This is a genomic window from Bradyrhizobium sp. CCGB01 (assembly GCF_024199795.1).
Lineage (GTDB): Bacteria > Pseudomonadota > Alphaproteobacteria > Rhizobiales > Xanthobacteraceae > Bradyrhizobium.
Map to the genome: position 1 here is coordinate 2,715,711 of NZ_JANADK010000001.1, position 16,109 is coordinate 2,731,819.

The following is a 16,109-nucleotide window of genomic DNA, read 5'->3' on the forward strand; positions in this document are numbered from 1 at the left end:
TCGCCCTTTGCGCGGTCGACTGATCGCGCCGATGCCGACTTGAGATGCAAGACCAGCCCCACGGCTTGGATGCGAAACAGAGGAGCTTTCTCGGCGAGAAAATTGGCGCTGAAGCGCCGTTTGTGCGGGTGAATAGCGCTGTGCGGCAAGGCCTCCCTCCTTCCTCCAAGGGCGCGTTGCCCTGCTTATGGCGCTACGACCTATGGCGGCCGTCCCTCATCCGAAACCCTCGCACGCTCCTTTTTTCCCCGCCGGAAGTGCGGCTCCTCGCGGCCGCTTCGCTGCAAAAAAGGAACGGGCTCGGGTGCGCCGCTGCGCTTCGCCCCGAGGGTTCGGATGGGGGCCAACCGCCATGACGGTCTCGCCATCGCAGGGCATCGGCCCCTGCGGCAACGAAGGAGACAGACCATGACCGCGATCGGATTCGTCACCCGCACAATGGACGGCGGCTTCAGCGGCGAGCTCAAATTGCTGCCCATCTGCGCCCACATTGACATCGTGCCCAACCGCGATAAGTCGGGCGATATCACGCCGGACTTTCGCATCTTCGCCCACGGGGTCGAGGTCGGATCCGGTCGGATTTTGAGCGGCGAGAGCTTTGGAACGGACTACCTCAGCTTGTCGCTCGCAGCACCCGGCCTTGGGGGCCGTAAGCTCTGCACCAACCTTGGTCGAACCGTCGGCCTTAACGGTGACGGCGGCTACTTTCTCGTCTGGAATCCTGTCGACTAGGTCGAAACAAGGGCTCCCGCGTACCGCGCGGGAGCCCTTTCCTGTCTCCAGGGCAGCAGTTTTCTTGAGAAAAATTCGACGGCTTCGGCTCGAAGAACGCAGTCCGCCGACGTGAGAATTCTCGCCTGTTTGCAAGCGCTCAAAGGGTCCAACAGGCGATCTTCCGGGCTTAAATTCTCATGTTTCGGCTACGTATCGTCTCTCCAAAACGCTCGACGGGGCTTTCAAATCTTGCGGTTGGTTACGTCGTCTGGCGCCGGTGCCAGGACCTTGTTGTGAGCAGAGGGAGAAAACGCTGAGATTAAGCGCACAGACGACCAAGTAAGCGTCCGGCGGCTGCACATGGCGTATGGGCGATGCCTTCGGCTCGCGCTCTACTCGTCGCTTCGCTCCTCACCGAGCCACCCTCCGGGTGTCTCGGCCCTTCGGGTAACGATCGCTATCGCAAGCGTCGCAAACAGTGTGGGCTTCGCAAATCAACTGCCAAGTCGCGGCATGAATCGGCCACCAGCCCAGGTGTTTTTGCAGGCGCTATTGGTGGATCCTCCGCGATGATCCGCACTACTGTTCATCGCATATCTCCCTCTTTTACAGACAAAAAGATGGGAGATTTGTCTGCTGATCCGTAGATCAGCAGATACGAGTTCTTCAAACAGAAGAAGGTTGAGCGAGCAACAATGAGCAGAGGGAGTAGGGCAAGATAAAAGCACTGTCGCCGAAGAGCGGCTAAGTGGTTGTCTGCACATCCAAGATTTGGCGCTATTGGCGCCCTACGTATCGCCACAACATGCTCAAGTGGTGCAGTCTCTTCGTGAAATTCGTCTGCATGCTCCGTTTGGGTTTGTCGAGCGGAGAATTTCCGGAAGCTCGCCGACAGCGGTGCGGGCGAAACTCTCGTAATGAGCCTTTATGTCGATGGAGCCCGCCCCGCGACGGTCGCTTCCGTGGCACGTCCAACTGTTCGCAGAACCGTTTCGATCTGCGCTACCATTTGGCATCCATCGAAGCTTCTCGGAAGTAGGGTGCGCGCGAAAGGCCCGAAGGCCTCACTTCCGATAGGTTCTAAGCATCCAGACTGGCTCTCTTCTGCTCTCGGCTACATCCCCACATGGATTGACTATCAGCGGGAACTATTTATCAGCTCGGCGTGCCGCTGGCGATCGTTCGCAAAGGTCTGGTGCTGCTTGAAACACGCGAGCGGCATGGCCGATCTTGCAACCCGCGAACCACTCACCTCTCGCCATCGCTTTCGCGTTCGAAGACTTTCACGGCGGCGGGGATCATGTTGTTGCGCGAGCAAAATAAAGTTCGGCTTGACGACCGGCTGGGTGAGTATCTGGCAAATCTGACGCCGGAGGTCTCTGACGTCACCATTTCGCAACTGCATGCGGCCGGCCTGACCCGCGAGGGGCCCGAAACTGCTCACTGGCGCGGTCGCTGGTGGACATTGTGGGGTCCATTTGATCTGGTGCCCCGGCAAAGACAAGGTGTTAGTCGCGACGCCGGGCCAACTGTCCCCTTTTTGGGATGCGACCGAACTAACCCTGTCCGGGATCGACGAGGCGGTCGTTACCTCGGCGCAGGCATTCGGCGATCTCGGGGAGGCCTGCCGCCTCATCCGTAACTCGGCCGGCATCGTCCACGAGGTCAGGATCGGTGGCAAGAACCTGGTGACTGAAGACGCGATCAAGTCCGAAGTACAGCACCGGTACCAGCCGAGCTCACGCGAGGTTTAGACGGCGTTCTGTCATTGCGCGATAGGTTGAGGCCTCAAGAAGGTCGGGCTGAGTCAAAAACTTGATGCCCGATCTATGGCGGTTCTTACCAAGGCGATCGCGCATTCGAGGCGGCTGAATAGAAGTGCGAGGTCTTCCGGGGTTGCCTCTTCCATTCGCAGTGTTTCCGCACTCAATGTTTCTCTCATGAGGTCATCAATCGAAAAGACGGTCTCTGCTACGTAGCCAACTTCACCAAGAACATTCGGAATTGATAATCCTGGGACTATCTCGCCGCGTGGCGTAATGCGTACCGACGGCCCAGTTTTCGAGAGTAAGAGCTTCTCGACAGTCTCTGCCGGTAGATCGACGGCCGAAACGACCGCCCCGCCCAACCGATACCCAAACCGGTACACATCGGCGTGGGGCGAGGTCGCACCGGGTGCTTCAATAAACGGTTCTAGGTCGGACGCTTGAGGCTTCATAACGTCTTGATAGTTACGCGCTGTCTACATCGCAAAAAAGAGGCGATATGGACTATATTCCCTAGAGACTATATGCCTCATGGTGCCCGATCCTGCAATGCAGGATTGGTGCAGCATCGTAGGAGGAAATGTGCGACGACTGCGGCAATTGCGGCGCATGACGCAAGAGGAGCTCGCATTCGAGGCGCAAATAGATCTAACTTACGTCGGGGGCATTGAGCGGGGCCGTCGAAATCCCAGTTTGTTGGTCATGGCGAGAATCGCACGGGCGCTCTCCGTGCCCATCACTAAACTATTTGTGGAATCCTGAAATCGGCAAAGGCGACCGAGGCTGGAAATATCGCAGATTTGCGTCGTATGGGGAATGGCGGTAGCGCTCCCCTCCCGCTACCATGAAAATAAGGGGCTTTTCGCCCGAACTGCAGCGAGATTTGATTTCGTACCACGTTCCCCACGGATTTCAGCTTCCCTGCTGAAGGATTCAAATTTACGAATTGTAGGTATTTCAACTCGTTATGCGATGGGCAGTTCGCCCGGCTGGCGTGGCTCTCGGGTCATCTCCTTTGATGGTGCCTATTCGAGGACTCAACTGCGCCTCGTGGACACAGACGCGAGTGGTGGTACGAACCACCCCAATGTTGTGTCCCGGGGCCGGCGATCGCTCCGGGCTGTCGAGTTCAACAAGTGGCGGCCAATTGGTCGGCATCGGCATAACGCGCCTGCTCGTCCGCGCTTGGACGCGGAACGCATTTTGAGCGAGGGAGGCGTAGTGCCGGCGAGGCTATGGTTGCGGGTGAAGTCAAGAAAGACCGGCCATTCGGATTTCGGTGTGGACGGGTCTCGTCTCTTCGCTTTATCCGCAGCCGGAAGGCTCCTCGCGTCCGGAGCGGGCGGCTAATCGAATCCTTGGGTTTCCCCGGTCCCGTGAAGCCGGCTGCGTTGACTCTTTCCAGCCCTCGGGTCGGTTTGGGAGCATGCAGACGATCTCCCTGCCATACCGCTGCTCCACCGAGGACCGCGCCTTCTTGGACGACTGCCGCCGCGTCTATTCCGCGGTGGTGAGGACGGCGTACGCAAATGGGCATGACGTGGCAGACGAACGTGTAAAGCAGAAGCCGCTGCGGGACCTGGTCAAGTCAAGCTTCGCCGGCGGGATCCTTGACGCCTGGGCGCTTCACTGCGCCACGCCGGAGGGCATGGACCTGCGCAAGCGCATTCCGGACGGCCGCATGGTGTTCGGCGGCCGAGCGACGTTGGAGCGGCGCCGCAAGGATTTGATTAGGCGCGAGGACTGGCGTCGGGCGAGGCTGAGGCCGATGACCATTCGGGGCGACAAGAACTACGCGCGCAACCGCCATTTCCGGCTCAGCGCGGACGGGCGGACCTGCGTCTTCACTATGCTCCAGGGCGGCCGCGTCAAGGGCAAGTCCATGGTCCGGCGCAGTGTCACGCTCGATCTGCAGGAGTTGACCGGAAACGCTGGCGAGGTGCTGCGGCAAGCCGCCCAGTTGGCTGCGGCGCGGATCAACGTCACGTTCCGGATCGACGACGCAAGGCTCCACGTCACCGTCGATCCTGAGGACCTGCCCGAGCATCCGCAGCGGCGGCGACCGGCGCTCCGGATGGCGACGCGTGCCGTCGGGCTCGATCTGAACCCGGCCTGGGTCGGCATCGCCTCAGTCGAGAACAGCGGCGCCCCCGCGCGTCTCGACCAGACGAGGCCGCTGGACCGGGGCTGGTCGAGCTGGGATGTCGTACATCTCTGCTGTTCTGGTCGACGATAAAAATCATCGCTTGTTGACTGCAAGCGGTGACGGATATTTCCGCTCCTGGCCTCTCGATGCAATGCGCTGGATCGCAATGGCTTGCGAGAAGGCCAATCGAGGGTGGTTGCTCGACGAATGGCGTAAACTGTTGCCCGACGATACTTACGTTGCATCCTGCTCGGAGCCAACGGCGCATCCTAATTGGCTTGGCAAATACTAGGTCGCACACTCACATCAGAGCCGCCGCTTGACGCCCAGCATCTCGGCGAGAAAATCCTGGGCGAAATGCAGATTGTCGCTGCCCGCTAAATCCCTTGCTCGAAGAAGCCATCGGCAAAGTCGCGCTTCTACCGTATGAGCCGCCATGCAGGCGGCCGATTGGCTTGCCTGCGCATAGACCGTCTGCTCATGACGAAACAGCGTTGTCAGCAAGGATTGACTTTGAAGCACCGCGCTTCTGAGTTCGCTCACCTTGCACGTCAGCGCGGGTCCGGCGAGTTGGACTATGGCTCGATTGACGGGAATGTTCCCGCCAAGAGCGGCGAATGCGCCGACGACTCCGTCTTTACCGACCATCGCGGCTTCAATGATCTCTCCAGAAGAGAGACCCACCACAAGCGAGACGATCGACCCGTTCGGAAAGTAGATGTCCGTGACCTTACCCCCGGCCTCAAACAGAACCTTCTCATTGTCCAGATGGATGGGTTTCAGGTGCGCGCGGAGGGCAGCGGCGTCACTCTCGGAAAGAGAGTCCAATAGCAGATTGCCGGAATTGCGCATGTACAGGCGGGAGCGCAGAGAACTCTCAGTCAGCGGCGCCTAGGAGACTGCCGCTAATCCACCGACCCTAGGCCTTTGCTGGAAAATAGCGAGCTTTCTTTTCAACTATGTCGGGTGGTTAACCGACAGCCGCCGGAACCTTGAGTTTGAATGGGCTTCTGGAGGTGCTGGCATGGCCCATTATGATCCCGAAACCTTGATTATCCTCCGAAAGGTGCTTGATGAAGCTTGGGCCGTCCTGCCGGATGGACTCAGATCTCACACCGTCAAATCCGAAATGGCTCAGCGCATCCTAAAGCATGCGGCGGGCGGCGTCCGAGACCCAGTCAAACTTCGAGCGTGTGCCCTCGAAGCCGCTTAGAATTAGCCAGTGGTTAAGATTACTGTAGGGAGTCCGCCGTGGCCCAGACGAGAAAGCGTGTAAAACATCTGACCACCTTCGAAGAGCGGTTGGCGGAAGAAGCCCGACGTTTCAAAGAAGCAGCCGAAGAACAGCCCCCGGGTAGCAAAGCCCGCGAGTTGCTTCTGCGCCGGGCGCGTCAAGCCGAAACCGCATCCCATATGAACGATTGGCTGTCGTCGCCGGGTCTTGCAGCGCCCAAGTGATCACATGCTTCTAAAACGGGAACGAAGGGGCCGGGGAGCGGGAAGTGGACGGATTCCATGCCTATAGGGCCTGATGGGCACATCATCCAGCGCGTCGATCTAGCATTTGAAAAGCAAGAAGATGCGGAGAAGCACGCAAGGGCGCTCGTTGATGGGCACGACGTCGAGTTGTGGCAGCTGGACCGCAAGATAGCGACGTTCACTCGCAACCAGTAAGGCCGCCTCCTGGACGCACTTGCAGCAGCCTGGGCGCGCGCCTGATGCAGCCAAAGCTGCTCCGGGCTGTTAAGACTGCGATGTCTGCACCCGGCCCATCGCGACATAACTGCGCTGCCACGAACCTGTTCGCTATAGGAGCAAAGCGGGCGTCGTCACCGGTCATATGACGCCGCCAAGTTTATAGGTACACGGACTAGCAATCGAAACGGAATAGGCTCATTGTCACTGCATCACCGGCTTCGGCTTTGCCCGTAGGCGTCGGTGGCTGAGAGACTGTTAGCGCTCCCGCCTGCAAGGCAGAGGAGCGGCCGATGTCCGAGCCGACCAATAACGAACATATCGGTTTGCGTCGCCATCTTGCGTTTCACGAGGCGGAGCTGATCGCCCGGTCCCGAGAGCAAATCGAACGCAGCCCAGAGTTGCTACGCCAGCCGATGCCATCAACTTTCGTAGGCGAGCAGCGCCCTCCATCAGAACGCTAGTCGTTAGGTTGCCGGCTGTGTGCAACAAGTGCGATGCAATAGACCTGACAATCGCCCGGTATAGAAGGTTTAAAACCCTGGTATGCGATCAGCAGATGAATGAAGCCGCTGACCGCCTGCTCGAAAAGCTGACGGCGGATAAGTTGGCACTCCACCCCAAAGAGTAGGCCGCGTGGAGGGCTGGTCATGTTCACCGTCGCCGGATGCCGGGACATTGCAAAGAACTGCCGCCGCTTGGCGGAAGACCCCGGCCTGGCCCCACGGCGGGCTACCATCCTGCGAAACATCGCCCACAGCCTGAGCGGCTTAGCTCATCAGCTCGACCTGCTGGCCGACGATGAGGAAGCGCTTCGTCGCTCCGACCTAAAGAAGTAAGGCCGCCTCAGTTGGCGGCCTCCTAAGTTGAATTTCGAAGTCACTTAACATGGGATCAGGCGAGCTGGCCGGGAATGGGCTCCCGTCTCAAGGGAAATAGGAAGGCCGAGCCAGTGATCAACATTGTTGAGTGCCAAGAACATGCCGACCACTACAAGGAACTGTCCTGCGCGAACGGCATCTCCAAAGAACGCGCAGCTATCCTGAAGAACATCGCCCGATCTTTTGTGGGGTTGGCCGGCCAACTGGATAGACTGGCTTGCCTCGCGAGGGCCGAGCGGCGGTAAGTCTTTTTCGGCCAGCGACCGCCGCCTCAGTTGGCGGCCCCTTTCGCGCCTATGATCGCAAGGCGTTGGTTGCCCCGTTCAAAATCAGGCCGAACATCGGCGCCGCGGCTACCGCAGCCCTCGCAAACGAACCGCGGCTCGAGATCAGACAGCCTGACGCTGTCGTGCCAGCAGTCAGCGGTCAGGGCGATGTGATGGCCACAGTGGCAATAGACCAGGACGCCGCGCAGACCCATCTCGCGCATTTCGCAGAAGGTAACCTTGAGCGGTCGGCCGTCTGGGTGCGTAGGCGTGTGGCGTCGAGCAGGGTTGGGCATGCTGCCATCGAAACCCCGCGCAAGGCAGAGTCAAATTATCGATTCCTAGCGGCGGGATAGAGCGCGAACTACTGCCGGTGGTGGATGTGGAGAAATATTCTCCCGTCGCTGCGCTTCATACCCTCCGCATACCGCACGCTCGACCTCGGCGGAGGCTTCGCGACCTTTTTTTCCCGCTTACGACCGGCAGTAGCTTGTGCTCCGCTTGCGCAACGCGGTGGCATCCTCACGGATAGGAACAAGGTAGAAGCCAGCCGCTTGAAATACGTCCGTCGTCCTCGCATGCCGGCGGCAAGTCCAGCTCGGCTGGAGCCGTCGAAAGCCCATACGAAAAGTCGGTATCAATGCCACGCTTGACAGCTGTGTCCTGGACCCCTGAACAACTCGAACAGTTGCAGAAGCTGGCTGGCGAAGGGGCATCGGCCGCGAGAGCAGCGGTGGCGCTCCGACGATCTATGCAATCCGTAAAGAGCAAGGCGCGCGACCTGGGAACACCGTTCCCTAGGCAGAAAGCGTTCCGAGCGCGTCAGCAAATACCACAGGCAGATGCCCCCAACTGAGGTGGCCTCAATTCATCTTGCGGCGTAGCTTTAGGATGATCTCGCGAAGGTCATTCGCGTACTCCTCAATGATCCGGCGAGCCTCCTCCAAGCGCGTTGGCTTGGGCTCGGGCTGATCGGTTTCCGACGGCTTGCTCATGGCAGAGCCTTGAACCCAGATCGCCGGAAAACCAATGATCTACATCAACGGACTAATCGCTTTAGCTCGCTCAATAAGCAGTCGCGGTCATGTGGAGGAGCTAGGTAGTCATGTCGTCGCTGAACGATAATCCGGATTGTGCCGGTCCTTGCGGATCGTAATCGGCAAGCCGCTGCCTGTCGTTTAAGATGATTTCTCGCTGGTAGTGGTCGAGGAACGTAAGGACGCCCGCTTTACGCAAATGAGATAGCGCGCGAGAAACCGTCTCGAGTGTCAAGCCGAGATAGTCCGCTATGTCGCGGCGGCTCATGGGGAGCGACATCTTGTCTGCTCCAGTCCGGCAATCCATTTCAAGCAGGAAGGCAGCGACCCGTTCTACCGCGGTCTTGCGGCCCAGGAGCAGCATATGGTTTTCTGCGTGCTCTAGGTTGCGCGTCGTCATACTAAGCAGGTTGCGCGAGACAACCACGTCTTTTGCGGCCATCAATTGAAGGCTCTCGCGCTTAATCAGGCGCACGATGGTTTCGACGACCGCCTCTGCGGTAAAGCGATGCTTGTCGCTGTTCTCAAGTCCGAAAATATCGCCCGCTAAATGAAAGGCGCCGATTTGGCGCCGACCGTCTAAAAGCAACTTATAACTTCGCACCGCACCAAGCTTAACTTGGTAGACGTACATAGCCGGTTCTTCTTCGCCGAAGATTTCGGTGCCTTTCCGATATGTGAATTCATTTAGGCTGATAAATGGGTCAGATGCACCCGATAAACCAAATTCATCGATCGTATGAGGCCGAGGTCGTTGATCCGTCGTGATACGCACGTACATGGGTCATTCCTCTTCCGTATTCAAGTTTCTTGAATAATCCTCTCGTGCCTCACGTCGTTCGACCGACCAACGTAATCAATGCTTGTCTCTTTGGTCATTGTACTAAGGGACAATGTTAGGTTGCAACAGCGTCGCAGAAGCCGACACTTCACGAAGTCCCCAAGGGCCCAACAAGCGACATCCGCGCGGCAGACAGCATGGCCTTCCTCATCTTCTCAGGCCCGTCCACTTCTTACATGCACGATCACTGGCAGCTTCTCCATTGCCTTCGCAAGCACGCTGCCGGTGGTCCGGTCCAGCTCTGCAGCAATCTTCATGAGTGGCATGGTGCCAGCCAGAGACCTCAGCTTTTCAACTTCTTCTGTGGTCCAATCCTGCCTCCAGCGCGCCATGTTCGTCCCAACGATGAAGCTTCCCCATAGTATGACTGAAATTTTGCAAGTTTCGCTGACTCTGATGATTTCAGCAGCGGCAAGGGGCTTTCCGTTTACGCCACATCGAATGGCACAAACTGCACTTGTCTGTGACGGGGCTCGTCTCAGTGTCGTCGGTTCATCCGTCCGACGATGTCATTCCTCCAGAAGCTGCTCGGTACCGGGGGAGCGACGGCTCTGGCGCTCTATCAGCCCCCAGCCCCAGCGCCGGGGCCGTTCTTCTGAAAAGTTGGTCAGCCAGGACGATGGACGGAGAGCGCTCGCAGGCGCGCGATGTGCGGGTGGAAAAAGCCAAGAGAGCCGACAAGCGGGCGCCGCCAGTGGGGGGTGATCGTCGGTTGGATTACTTCCTCTTGAGCAGATCGGCCAAGTCCATCTCGAATATTTGCTGTGTCTGTTCGAACAGTTTTAGGAGGTCGATTGAGGCTGACGTCCGGTGGCAAGCAACAATCGCTTGCTGGTGCTCAATGATGATCCTGCCCCGATCAACGTGGCGCTGTGCCAGAGCGATCTTTTCATCCAGCGTCATTGGCGGTTTCTACCGGAACCAGCCTGCACCAAGAAATCAAAACAGGCCAGTTACAAAGAGGGCGGCCCCGGCTGCAGGTGGGGGTCCAAGGGGTGGCCGGGGCCGCTCCGCCAGCTCGGCGGCGAGCCAGCGACGTCTCAAATATTCTCCCGCCCTTGCGGTTCCTTTGTGCTAGCGCAGAGGGCGTGTCGCACCGATCGTGCGGATTGTCGCAGCACAGGCCGCAGGAGCTGTCTTAGGGGCGGCGCCTGCGGCTTCTAACTTGGCACCTTCCATTGGCGGCCGCATTGTACGCGATGGACGACGCCGATTTTGCGAGATACCTGCGTCAAGCGAAGAATTGCCTGGACGAGGCTGAGAAGGCGACGAGCGAGGTCGACAAGGAGGCGTGGCTGAAGCTTGGGAAAGAGTGGATAGACATGGCCCGCAAGGCTCGGAGAGAAAGGCCCTCGGAACACTAGCTCTTGTGGTGTCGGTTCAATTTTAGGAACGGAACTTACCTAGGGGCCGTTAGGTGAGTCTTCCCGGCTTAGGAGTTTGCCGTGACCCTGAAACGCCGCAGAGTGAAACAGACCCGCTCCCTTGAAGACCGAATGGCCGAACAGGCCACCAAGCTCAAAGCACTGGCCGATCAGATGCCCGCAGGCGCCGAGCGCGAGACGCTGCTTAAGCGAGCCAGGATCGCCGAGACCGGCGCGCATCTCAGCGACTGGCTACGCTCGCCCGGCTTGCAGCCGCCGAAGTAAGTCTGATTTTTCAATGTTTCCTGATGACGTGATTTTAGATCGGCTTTAAAATCGTTCCTGCTTTGGAACGCGGCGGGTTTTGGAGCTGGGTCATGCGAGGCTTTCGTGCTTATCTAATCGGCGAAGACGGTCACATAGTGTCTCGAGTTGACATTGAGGCGCAGGACGAAGCGGTTGCGAGAGAGCGAGCCAAGCAGCTGGTGGACGGGCACGCCGTAGAGCTTTGGGAAGGTGCGACCAGGCTCGCTAGGTTTGAGCCCATTACGAAGCACTAAATGCGTTAAGGCCGCCAGTTGGCCCGGAGGGACTACCGCCGAATCTTCCAGTGCGGATTTTACGGGTTGGGTGTAATTACACGGGATGGAGCGGACACCGGAAGAGCGTTGGGAACTACAGTTCTCTCTGATCACGAAAGTGGAGCAGTGCCGAAGGCTTGCGCGCCAAATCAACGATCCGGTTATTGCCCAGCGCCTACTTGCTCTCGCTGACCAATACGTTCGCCAAATCAAAATCGGTAGCGACGAGTAAGCCGCTGTTGGCGGCTGTTCCCGCGGAGAGGCCCTCTTTATCTCACGAGAAGAACGTCGCCAGGCGGAAGCAGCTTCAGGTAGTGGCCTGTTTCCGACGCTAGTGGCCAATTTTAATTTTGCAGTGGCCTGTTTTGACTTAGCTTAGGTCATGGACAGGGTAATGAAGCTTCGCCATCTGGAACTAGCCGAGCGGCACATTGCCCAAGGCGAGCGTCACATTGCAGAGCAGGAAGAGCGGATCGCGCACCTTGCCCGCCTCGGAGCCGACACGACCGAGGCGCAAAGGCTTCTAAACAGCTTCTTCGCGACTCAGATGCAGCACATTCAGCACCGCGAGCGCATTTTGAACGAGCTAGAAAAGTAAAAAAGTTTGCCCAGTTTGGCGGCCATGACCGGCGCGAGAGACAAGCTACCGAGCGAGAAGATCCTCGCCAAGTGGAAGCAGCTTCACATATGTGCCGCTCTCGTGGAGCATCAGCCAGCCGCGATCGACGGCGTACCGAATGCCGGCGCCGAACTCGCTGCCGCTGGCGTTCAGCGTGAATAGAAAGGGCGCGTTGATGCGCTCGATATAGATGCGGCCGTCCTGCACCGGCTCGATGCTCGCGGCAAGTTCGACGAGCTTTCGCGCGGCCGCTTCCGGGTCGGCGTAGGGGCGGGCCTCGACGTGCTTCACCAACGAACCTTTCCTTCAGCGTGCGCGGCATAGATGTGCCCGCGATGCGGATAGCTCTCTTGCGGCTTCCAGCTGTCGAACAGGGTGCCGCAAACGCAGTGCATCAGCGTGTTCGGGATCTCGCTGTCGAGCTTCTCACCCCGGGCGCGTTTGGCTGCCATTCGGCGCGCCAGTCGCGGTCGTGGCGCCACTCGGCGAAGGCGCTGTCCGGGATCGTCGGTGACAGCTGGGACCAAGCGGTCTCGAAGGCCTCCCGGGCGGTTTCGAAGGTCTCGGCCGCTCCGTTTCGGTGCTGGCCGGGCTCCAGACCAGGATAGAATCCGCACGACCAAGCCCACTGACCGGCGGTTGTAGGCACGCCGGCGCGCGTGCCGATCGGGCCGACACGCACGTCACCGAAGTAGATCTGCCACCCCTTCTGGTGTGGATTGTCGCTGCGGCGGCGGGTGAGGGTGGGCTCTGTCATGGGGCGGCTTATGGCACGTGAACGCAGCGAGAACAAACATTGCGGCGGACTGTGACACCAACTGTGTAACAGCGATTCTTCGCCATTCTTAACCAATTGAACTTGCATTGATATTTTTTGGGCTTTGGCGCGGTGGCGCTCCTTAGCGGAATCGAAACCATCGGCGTTGTGCCTCCTGAATAGCTGGTAGAGCGAGCTAGCGGGTCGTGTTCGACTGGAGCGGCGGCGAACTACAGTTTTCGTATGCTCGGCCAGAAATCAACTCTGCGGTCTATCTTCCGTGTAGGATGCTGGCTGTCGGTAAGATTTAACCGAATTGCGCGTTGACTGCGAAGTAAGCTTGCGCGGCCTCAAAGAGAGGGCTTAGCTCACCTTTTGGCATTTTTTGCGCGCGGTTATATGAAGGCTTTTTTTGTCATCATCGGCATTTGGCTACTGATCAACGTCCTGTTTGTCGTTGTGATGACCCCGCCTCGGAAACCGCGGAGAGCGGAGGGGTCTAACTCCGCAGGTCTCTCTCCTGTACAAGTTGATCAGAACAGCCATCATTTCGCCGACGATGACCGAGTTTCGATCCGTCACACCATCATAGCCGTTGCACTAGGCGCATTCTTCTCATTGACGCCGCCCCTGATCGAGGCCGTTGATCAGATCAAGCGACTGACGAAGAAGCGTCGGAAGGCGGCCGGTACTAGAAACCATGACGGCGAAGACCAGACCTAAATCGAGCGCGCGAGCTACTGCCGGTCGTGGAGTGGAGAACTGATGCTGGCGGGCGTCCCTGCTTCTTGAAGCAACTCTTATCGTGCTCTCCATGAGAAAGAGGCCGCCAACTGAGGCGGCCTTACTCATCGGAACTTTGACGATATATTTCGCATTTCGTTCACATGGGACAGCGCAGCCTCACCATCCGCCTTCAAGTCGAGCTATCGAAAGAGGAGCTGCAAGCCATTGATGACTTCTGGTTTGCGGAGCGGCTTCCGAGCCGCGCGGCGGCAGTTAGGGAGTTGCTACGACGCGGGCTGACTGTCCAAAAGTGCACCGCGAATGTGGACAGTTGAGGCGGCCTTACTCGTCGCTGAGGGTTTTGATTTGGCGAACGTATTGGTCAGCGAGAGCAAGTAGACGCTGGCCAATAACCGGATCGTTGATTTGGCGTGCAAGCCTTCGGCATTGCTCCACCTTCGCGACAAGGGCGAACTGTAGTTCCCAACGCTCTACTGTTTCCGGCGACATTCCCGTATCATTACACCCACCCCGTAGAAACCGCATTAAGAGCGTCGTCGGCCGGAATGGCTAGGCCACTTCGAGATGCGTCCTGGCGATCGCATCGAGTGCGTACGCGATGCAGATGGACACGTGGTCGACGTCCTTAGTGTGTGGTGAGGGCGGCGCGGTACCCCGTGGGGTGTTCGATGGCTCTAAAATAATCGTTTCTAGGACACCGGCGGTCCCCAAAAATGCGCGCATCTGCAATTCAGAATATGAGGGCTATCCGCCAAGACGTCGACATGGGCCTCGTGCGCGTGAACTTTCGTTGGGGCGGCCCGACCATCGCGAGTTACTGAGTGGCTTCATCAAAAGAACAAGGGCCGGCTCAAAGAGCCGGCCTTCTTCTTTGCGAGGCTTGAAAATGACAAAAGCTTACAGGCCGGTCATTTCCTCGCGGCTCGCTGATGAGCTAAACGACGCGTTCGCTTCGGCTGAACCAAATACCATATGCAAGGCCGTCGGTGAGGCACGCGGCGACTTCAACATTTCGGAAATCGCAAGGCAAACCGGCTTGCAACGCACGAGCATCTATCGTGCTTTCGGCGACGAACAGCTTCCGAAGTTTTCAACTGTTCTCAGTGTGCTCCCGCCATGGGCTTTCAGCTCAGGATAGTTGCAAAAAAGACGACGCCCTAGAACCGCGCCGCGGGTAGCCGGCTTCCTTCAGCAGTCCCCCTTTATCATGTTATCAGCGGAAATGTGAGCGTTGTTGTTGTGCCGGCGTCGCCGCTGTTCTGGTCGACGGTCCCGCCAATCTGTCTCGCAAGAGAGGCAATCAACTTAAGGCCCGACCCGTTTTCGTTAGGGTTTTGAATGCCGCGTCCGTTGTCGGACACTGTCAAACGGGCTTCGCCAAAGCCGACGCCTCCTACCAAGTTCACTTTAATCCTGCCGCTCTTTGCGCCGAACGCATGCTTAATGCTGTTCATCGCAGTCTCATTCAAGATGAGGCCAACCGGCAAGGCGCGGTCGATGGTCAATTCGAGTTCATCGCACTCAACATCGATTTCGATTTCCTCAACTTGATTGCGGATCGCGCTGCACAGAGCCCGGATGTAATGGGAGAGTCTGACAATCTGTCCTTCTTGACGAGGAGCAAGCTGATCATGTGCCAACGAGATGGCGTTGATGCGGCTCGCCACGTGGTCCAGAGCGCGGTGGGACTCTGGATCAGGATAGCGGCGCTTTTGGATGGAGATCGACGACAGAACAAGCTGAAAGTTGTTTTTGACCCGATGTTGCATTTCCCGAAGCAGAATCTGCCCCTTTTGAGCTTCGGCGATCGCAGCCATAAGGCGCGCATGTTCATCCGGCCGCGCGTCGCGGCGCAGCGCCGCTCCGATCAGCGCGGCGGCGGCGGTCAGAAACTCGGTCGTATCCTGCGAGAAGTCTCTCGGTTTGGTGCTATCGACCTCCAACACGCCCCATGCCGCGCCGCCGATCAGCACCGGGACATTGCTGACGGCGACAATGCCGTGCTCCGCCAAAAGCTCGGAGCGAACGAACTCCTCCTGCTCGCCGAAATCTCTGATGCTGACAGGTTCAGCCGTTTGGAATGCGCGACCAGGCGGCGACCGAAAGTCAACCGAGAGGGTCGCGGTGCGGACGACACCCTTTTTCCAGCCGACACCCGCCATCAACAGTAGGTCGGACGTGTCTGGACGATATTGAAGAATTTTTACGTGATGGATTTCCACGGCCCGGGCAATTTGGAGCACAGCTTTGTCCAAAAAGCGCTCGATATCGGCGTCTTCCATTGAAAGACGACCAATATCGACCAAAATGCGGATGTGGCGCCGGAGTTTATCCAGGACGTCGCTTTCAGTCGCTTCGATTGAGCGCTCATCCATTGGCTTCTAGCTTGCAATGGTGCCTAAGGGGCTGACAGGGCTAAGGCCACTTGGTGACGCTGCTCCAGGAGCGGGACCGGTCAGAGAGACAGGCCGGCGAGCCATGGCTAACGAGTTGGTCTCTTCTGCCAGTCATCCCGGCGCTGCGCTGCCTCCGTATTTCGGTCGAGCTGCGCACTCTCGCTCCGACTCAACCTTCCCGTCCTCAGGACACCGCCACCCAAAATGAAGGCACCGATAAACTGTATCCAAAGAGCTGTTACCGACGTATCGCCGAGCAGCATTCCGACGCCGCTGTTTCCCATTTTCGCTCTCGCTAT

The 16,109-nt window shown here is 58.3% G+C and carries 19 protein-coding genes and 1 pseudogene; 14 read left to right on the top strand and 6 right to left on the bottom strand.

The genetic code is table 11. The annotated features are described in order from the left end of the window. The first annotated feature begins 408 nt into the window (after positions 1 to 408). The 5 genes and pseudogenes from NLM25_RS12345 to NLM25_RS12360 all read left to right on the top strand — a co-directional run bounded on the left by NLM25_RS12345 (position 409) and on the right by NLM25_RS12360 (position 4,716). Complete coding sequence (locus tag NLM25_RS12345) at positions 409 to 732, top strand: DUF736 family protein (protein ID WP_254117061.1); 324 nt, start codon at positions 409 to 411, stop codon at positions 730 to 732. 1,177 nt (positions 733 to 1,909) lie between these two features. Beyond that, positions 1,910 to 2,116, top strand: a pseudogene (locus NLM25_RS44415) (serine hydrolase); the annotation flags it as partial. Between the two features lie 103 nt (positions 2,117 to 2,219). After that, on the top strand, positions 2,220 to 2,468 hold the full coding sequence (locus tag NLM25_RS12350) for a hypothetical protein (protein WP_254117062.1): 249 nt from the start codon (positions 2,220 to 2,222) through the stop codon (positions 2,466 to 2,468). A 561-nt stretch (positions 2,469 to 3,029) separates the two neighbouring features. Then, entirely contained in the window at positions 3,030 to 3,242 is a 213-nt protein-coding gene (locus NLM25_RS12355; protein ID WP_256565666.1) for a helix-turn-helix domain-containing protein, read from the top strand. A 664-nt stretch (positions 3,243 to 3,906) separates the two neighbouring features. Continuing rightward, on the top strand, positions 3,907 to 4,716 hold the full coding sequence (locus NLM25_RS12360; RefSeq protein WP_254117064.1) for a hypothetical protein: 810 nt from the start codon (positions 3,907 to 3,909) through the stop codon (positions 4,714 to 4,716). A 216-nt stretch (positions 4,717 to 4,932) separates the two neighbouring features. Here the strand turns inward: NLM25_RS12360 and NLM25_RS12365 are convergent, their stop codons facing one another. Continuing rightward, positions 4,933 to 5,478, bottom strand: a complete 546-nt coding sequence (locus NLM25_RS12365) for a Crp/Fnr family transcriptional regulator (RefSeq protein ID WP_254117065.1) — start codon at positions 5,476 to 5,478, stop codon at positions 4,933 to 4,935. A 399-nt stretch (positions 5,479 to 5,877) separates the two neighbouring features. Here NLM25_RS12365 and NLM25_RS12370 point away from each other — a divergent pair, with 399 nt between their 5' ends. From NLM25_RS12370 to NLM25_RS12385, 4 genes are all read left to right on the top strand, one after another. Then, on the top strand, positions 5,878 to 6,084 hold the full coding sequence (locus NLM25_RS12370) for a hypothetical protein (RefSeq protein WP_254117066.1): 207 nt from the start codon (positions 5,878 to 5,880) through the stop codon (positions 6,082 to 6,084). 530 nt (positions 6,085 to 6,614) lie between these two features. After that, positions 6,615 to 6,785 carry a hypothetical protein gene (locus NLM25_RS12375; protein ID WP_254117067.1) on the top strand — a complete coding sequence of 57 codons (171 nt, stop codon included), beginning with the start codon at positions 6,615 to 6,617 and terminating at the stop codon, positions 6,783 to 6,785. A 186-nt stretch (positions 6,786 to 6,971) separates the two neighbouring features. After that, the gene (locus tag NLM25_RS12380; protein ID WP_254117068.1) at positions 6,972 to 7,160 is read left to right on the top strand and encodes a hypothetical protein; all 189 of its coding nucleotides are present in this window, start codon (positions 6,972 to 6,974) and stop codon (positions 7,158 to 7,160) included. A 113-nt stretch (positions 7,161 to 7,273) separates the two neighbouring features. Continuing rightward, a complete protein-coding gene (locus NLM25_RS12385) occupies positions 7,274 to 7,447 on the top strand; it encodes a hypothetical protein (RefSeq protein WP_254117069.1) in 174 nt (57 codons plus the stop codon). 1,116 nt (positions 7,448 to 8,563) lie between these two features. Here NLM25_RS12385 and NLM25_RS12395 read toward each other — a convergent pair. Next, positions 8,564 to 9,286 carry a helix-turn-helix domain-containing protein gene (locus NLM25_RS12395; protein WP_254117071.1) on the bottom strand — a complete coding sequence of 241 codons (723 nt, stop codon included), beginning with the start codon at positions 9,284 to 9,286 and terminating at the stop codon, positions 8,564 to 8,566. Positions 9,287 to 10,063: 777 nt separating this feature from the next. Beyond that, the gene (locus NLM25_RS12400) at positions 10,064 to 10,249 is read right to left on the bottom strand and encodes a hypothetical protein (RefSeq protein ID WP_254117072.1); all 186 of its coding nucleotides are present in this window, start codon (positions 10,247 to 10,249) and stop codon (positions 10,064 to 10,066) included. 542 nt (positions 10,250 to 10,791) lie between these two features. On the opposite strand from NLM25_RS12400, the gene NLM25_RS12405 reads away from it, so the two are divergent. After that, positions 10,792 to 10,995 (top strand): hypothetical protein, encoded by a 204-nt coding sequence (locus NLM25_RS12405; protein WP_309143592.1) that lies wholly within the window; start codon positions 10,792 to 10,794, stop codon positions 10,993 to 10,995. 690 nt (positions 10,996 to 11,685) lie between these two features. After that, positions 11,686 to 11,889 (top strand): hypothetical protein, encoded by a 204-nt coding sequence (locus tag NLM25_RS12410; RefSeq protein ID WP_254117073.1) that lies wholly within the window; start codon positions 11,686 to 11,688, stop codon positions 11,887 to 11,889. Between the two features lie 45 nt (positions 11,890 to 11,934). Here the strand turns inward: NLM25_RS12410 and NLM25_RS12415 are convergent, their stop codons facing one another. After that, a complete protein-coding gene (locus NLM25_RS12415; protein ID WP_254124211.1) occupies positions 11,935 to 12,201 on the bottom strand; it encodes a hypothetical protein in 267 nt (88 codons plus the stop codon). After that, the gene (locus NLM25_RS12420; protein WP_254117074.1) at positions 12,198 to 12,362 is read right to left on the bottom strand and encodes a hypothetical protein; all 165 of its coding nucleotides are present in this window, start codon (positions 12,360 to 12,362) and stop codon (positions 12,198 to 12,200) included. Before NLM25_RS12420 ends, NLM25_RS12415 begins: the two co-directional genes overlap by 4 nt. A gap of 704 nt (positions 12,363 to 13,066) precedes the next feature. Here NLM25_RS12420 and NLM25_RS12425 point away from each other — a divergent pair. The 3 genes from NLM25_RS12425 (at position 13,067) to NLM25_RS12435 (ending at position 14,552) form a co-directional block, all read left to right on the top strand. Beyond that, on the top strand, positions 13,067 to 13,390 hold the full coding sequence (locus NLM25_RS12425; protein ID WP_254117075.1) for a hypothetical protein: 324 nt from the start codon (positions 13,067 to 13,069) through the stop codon (positions 13,388 to 13,390). A 164-nt stretch (positions 13,391 to 13,554) separates the two neighbouring features. Beyond that, positions 13,555 to 13,728, top strand: a complete 174-nt coding sequence (locus NLM25_RS12430; RefSeq protein ID WP_254117076.1) for a ribbon-helix-helix domain-containing protein — start codon at positions 13,555 to 13,557, stop codon at positions 13,726 to 13,728. A 572-nt stretch (positions 13,729 to 14,300) separates the two neighbouring features. Further along, a complete protein-coding gene (locus tag NLM25_RS12435; RefSeq protein WP_254117077.1) occupies positions 14,301 to 14,552 on the top strand; it encodes a DNA-binding protein in 252 nt (83 codons plus the stop codon). A 67-nt stretch (positions 14,553 to 14,619) separates the two neighbouring features. On the opposite strand, the gene NLM25_RS12440 is transcribed toward NLM25_RS12435, so the two are convergent. Then, positions 14,620 to 15,789, bottom strand: a complete 1,170-nt coding sequence (locus tag NLM25_RS12440) for a sensor histidine kinase (protein WP_254137148.1) — start codon at positions 15,787 to 15,789, stop codon at positions 14,620 to 14,622. Positions 15,790 to 16,109 lie beyond the last annotated feature (320 nt).

What these genes read in the sequence shown, in the direction of transcription:
- NLM25_RS12345 (WP_254117061.1), top strand. Translation starts at nt 409, where the DNA reads ATGACCGCGATCGGATTCGTCACCCGCACAATGGACGGCGGCTTCAGC.
- NLM25_RS12355 (WP_256565666.1), top strand. Translation starts at nt 3,030, where the DNA reads ATGCAGGATTGGTGCAGCATCGTAGGAGGAAATGTGCGACGACTGCGG.
- NLM25_RS12360 (WP_254117064.1), top strand. Translation starts at nt 3,907, where the DNA reads ATGCAGACGATCTCCCTGCCATACCGCTGCTCCACCGAGGACCGCGCC.
- NLM25_RS12365 (WP_254117065.1), bottom strand. Translation starts at nt 5,478, where the DNA reads ATGCGCAATTCCGGCAATCTGCTATTGGACTCTCTTTCCGAGAGTGAC.
- NLM25_RS12375 (WP_254117067.1), top strand. Translation starts at nt 6,615, where the DNA reads ATGTCCGAGCCGACCAATAACGAACATATCGGTTTGCGTCGCCATCTT.
- NLM25_RS12380 (WP_254117068.1), top strand. Translation starts at nt 6,972, where the DNA reads ATGTTCACCGTCGCCGGATGCCGGGACATTGCAAAGAACTGCCGCCGC.
- NLM25_RS12395 (WP_254117071.1), bottom strand. Translation starts at nt 9,286, where the DNA reads ATGTACGTGCGTATCACGACGGATCAACGACCTCGGCCTCATACGATC.
- NLM25_RS12400 (WP_254117072.1), bottom strand. Translation starts at nt 10,249, where the DNA reads ATGACGCTGGATGAAAAGATCGCTCTGGCACAGCGCCACGTTGATCGG.
- NLM25_RS12410 (WP_254117073.1), top strand. Translation starts at nt 11,686, where the DNA reads ATGAAGCTTCGCCATCTGGAACTAGCCGAGCGGCACATTGCCCAAGGC.
- NLM25_RS12420 (WP_254117074.1), bottom strand. Translation starts at nt 12,362, where the DNA reads ATGGCAGCCAAACGCGCCCGGGGTGAGAAGCTCGACAGCGAGATCCCG.
- NLM25_RS12425 (WP_254117075.1), top strand. Translation starts at nt 13,067, where the DNA reads ATGAAGGCTTTTTTTGTCATCATCGGCATTTGGCTACTGATCAACGTC.
- NLM25_RS12430 (WP_254117076.1), top strand. Translation starts at nt 13,555, where the DNA reads ATGGGACAGCGCAGCCTCACCATCCGCCTTCAAGTCGAGCTATCGAAA.
- NLM25_RS12435 (WP_254117077.1), top strand. Translation starts at nt 14,301, where the DNA reads ATGACAAAAGCTTACAGGCCGGTCATTTCCTCGCGGCTCGCTGATGAG.
- NLM25_RS12440 (WP_254137148.1), bottom strand. Translation starts at nt 15,789, where the DNA reads ATGGATGAGCGCTCAATCGAAGCGACTGAAAGCGACGTCCTGGATAAA.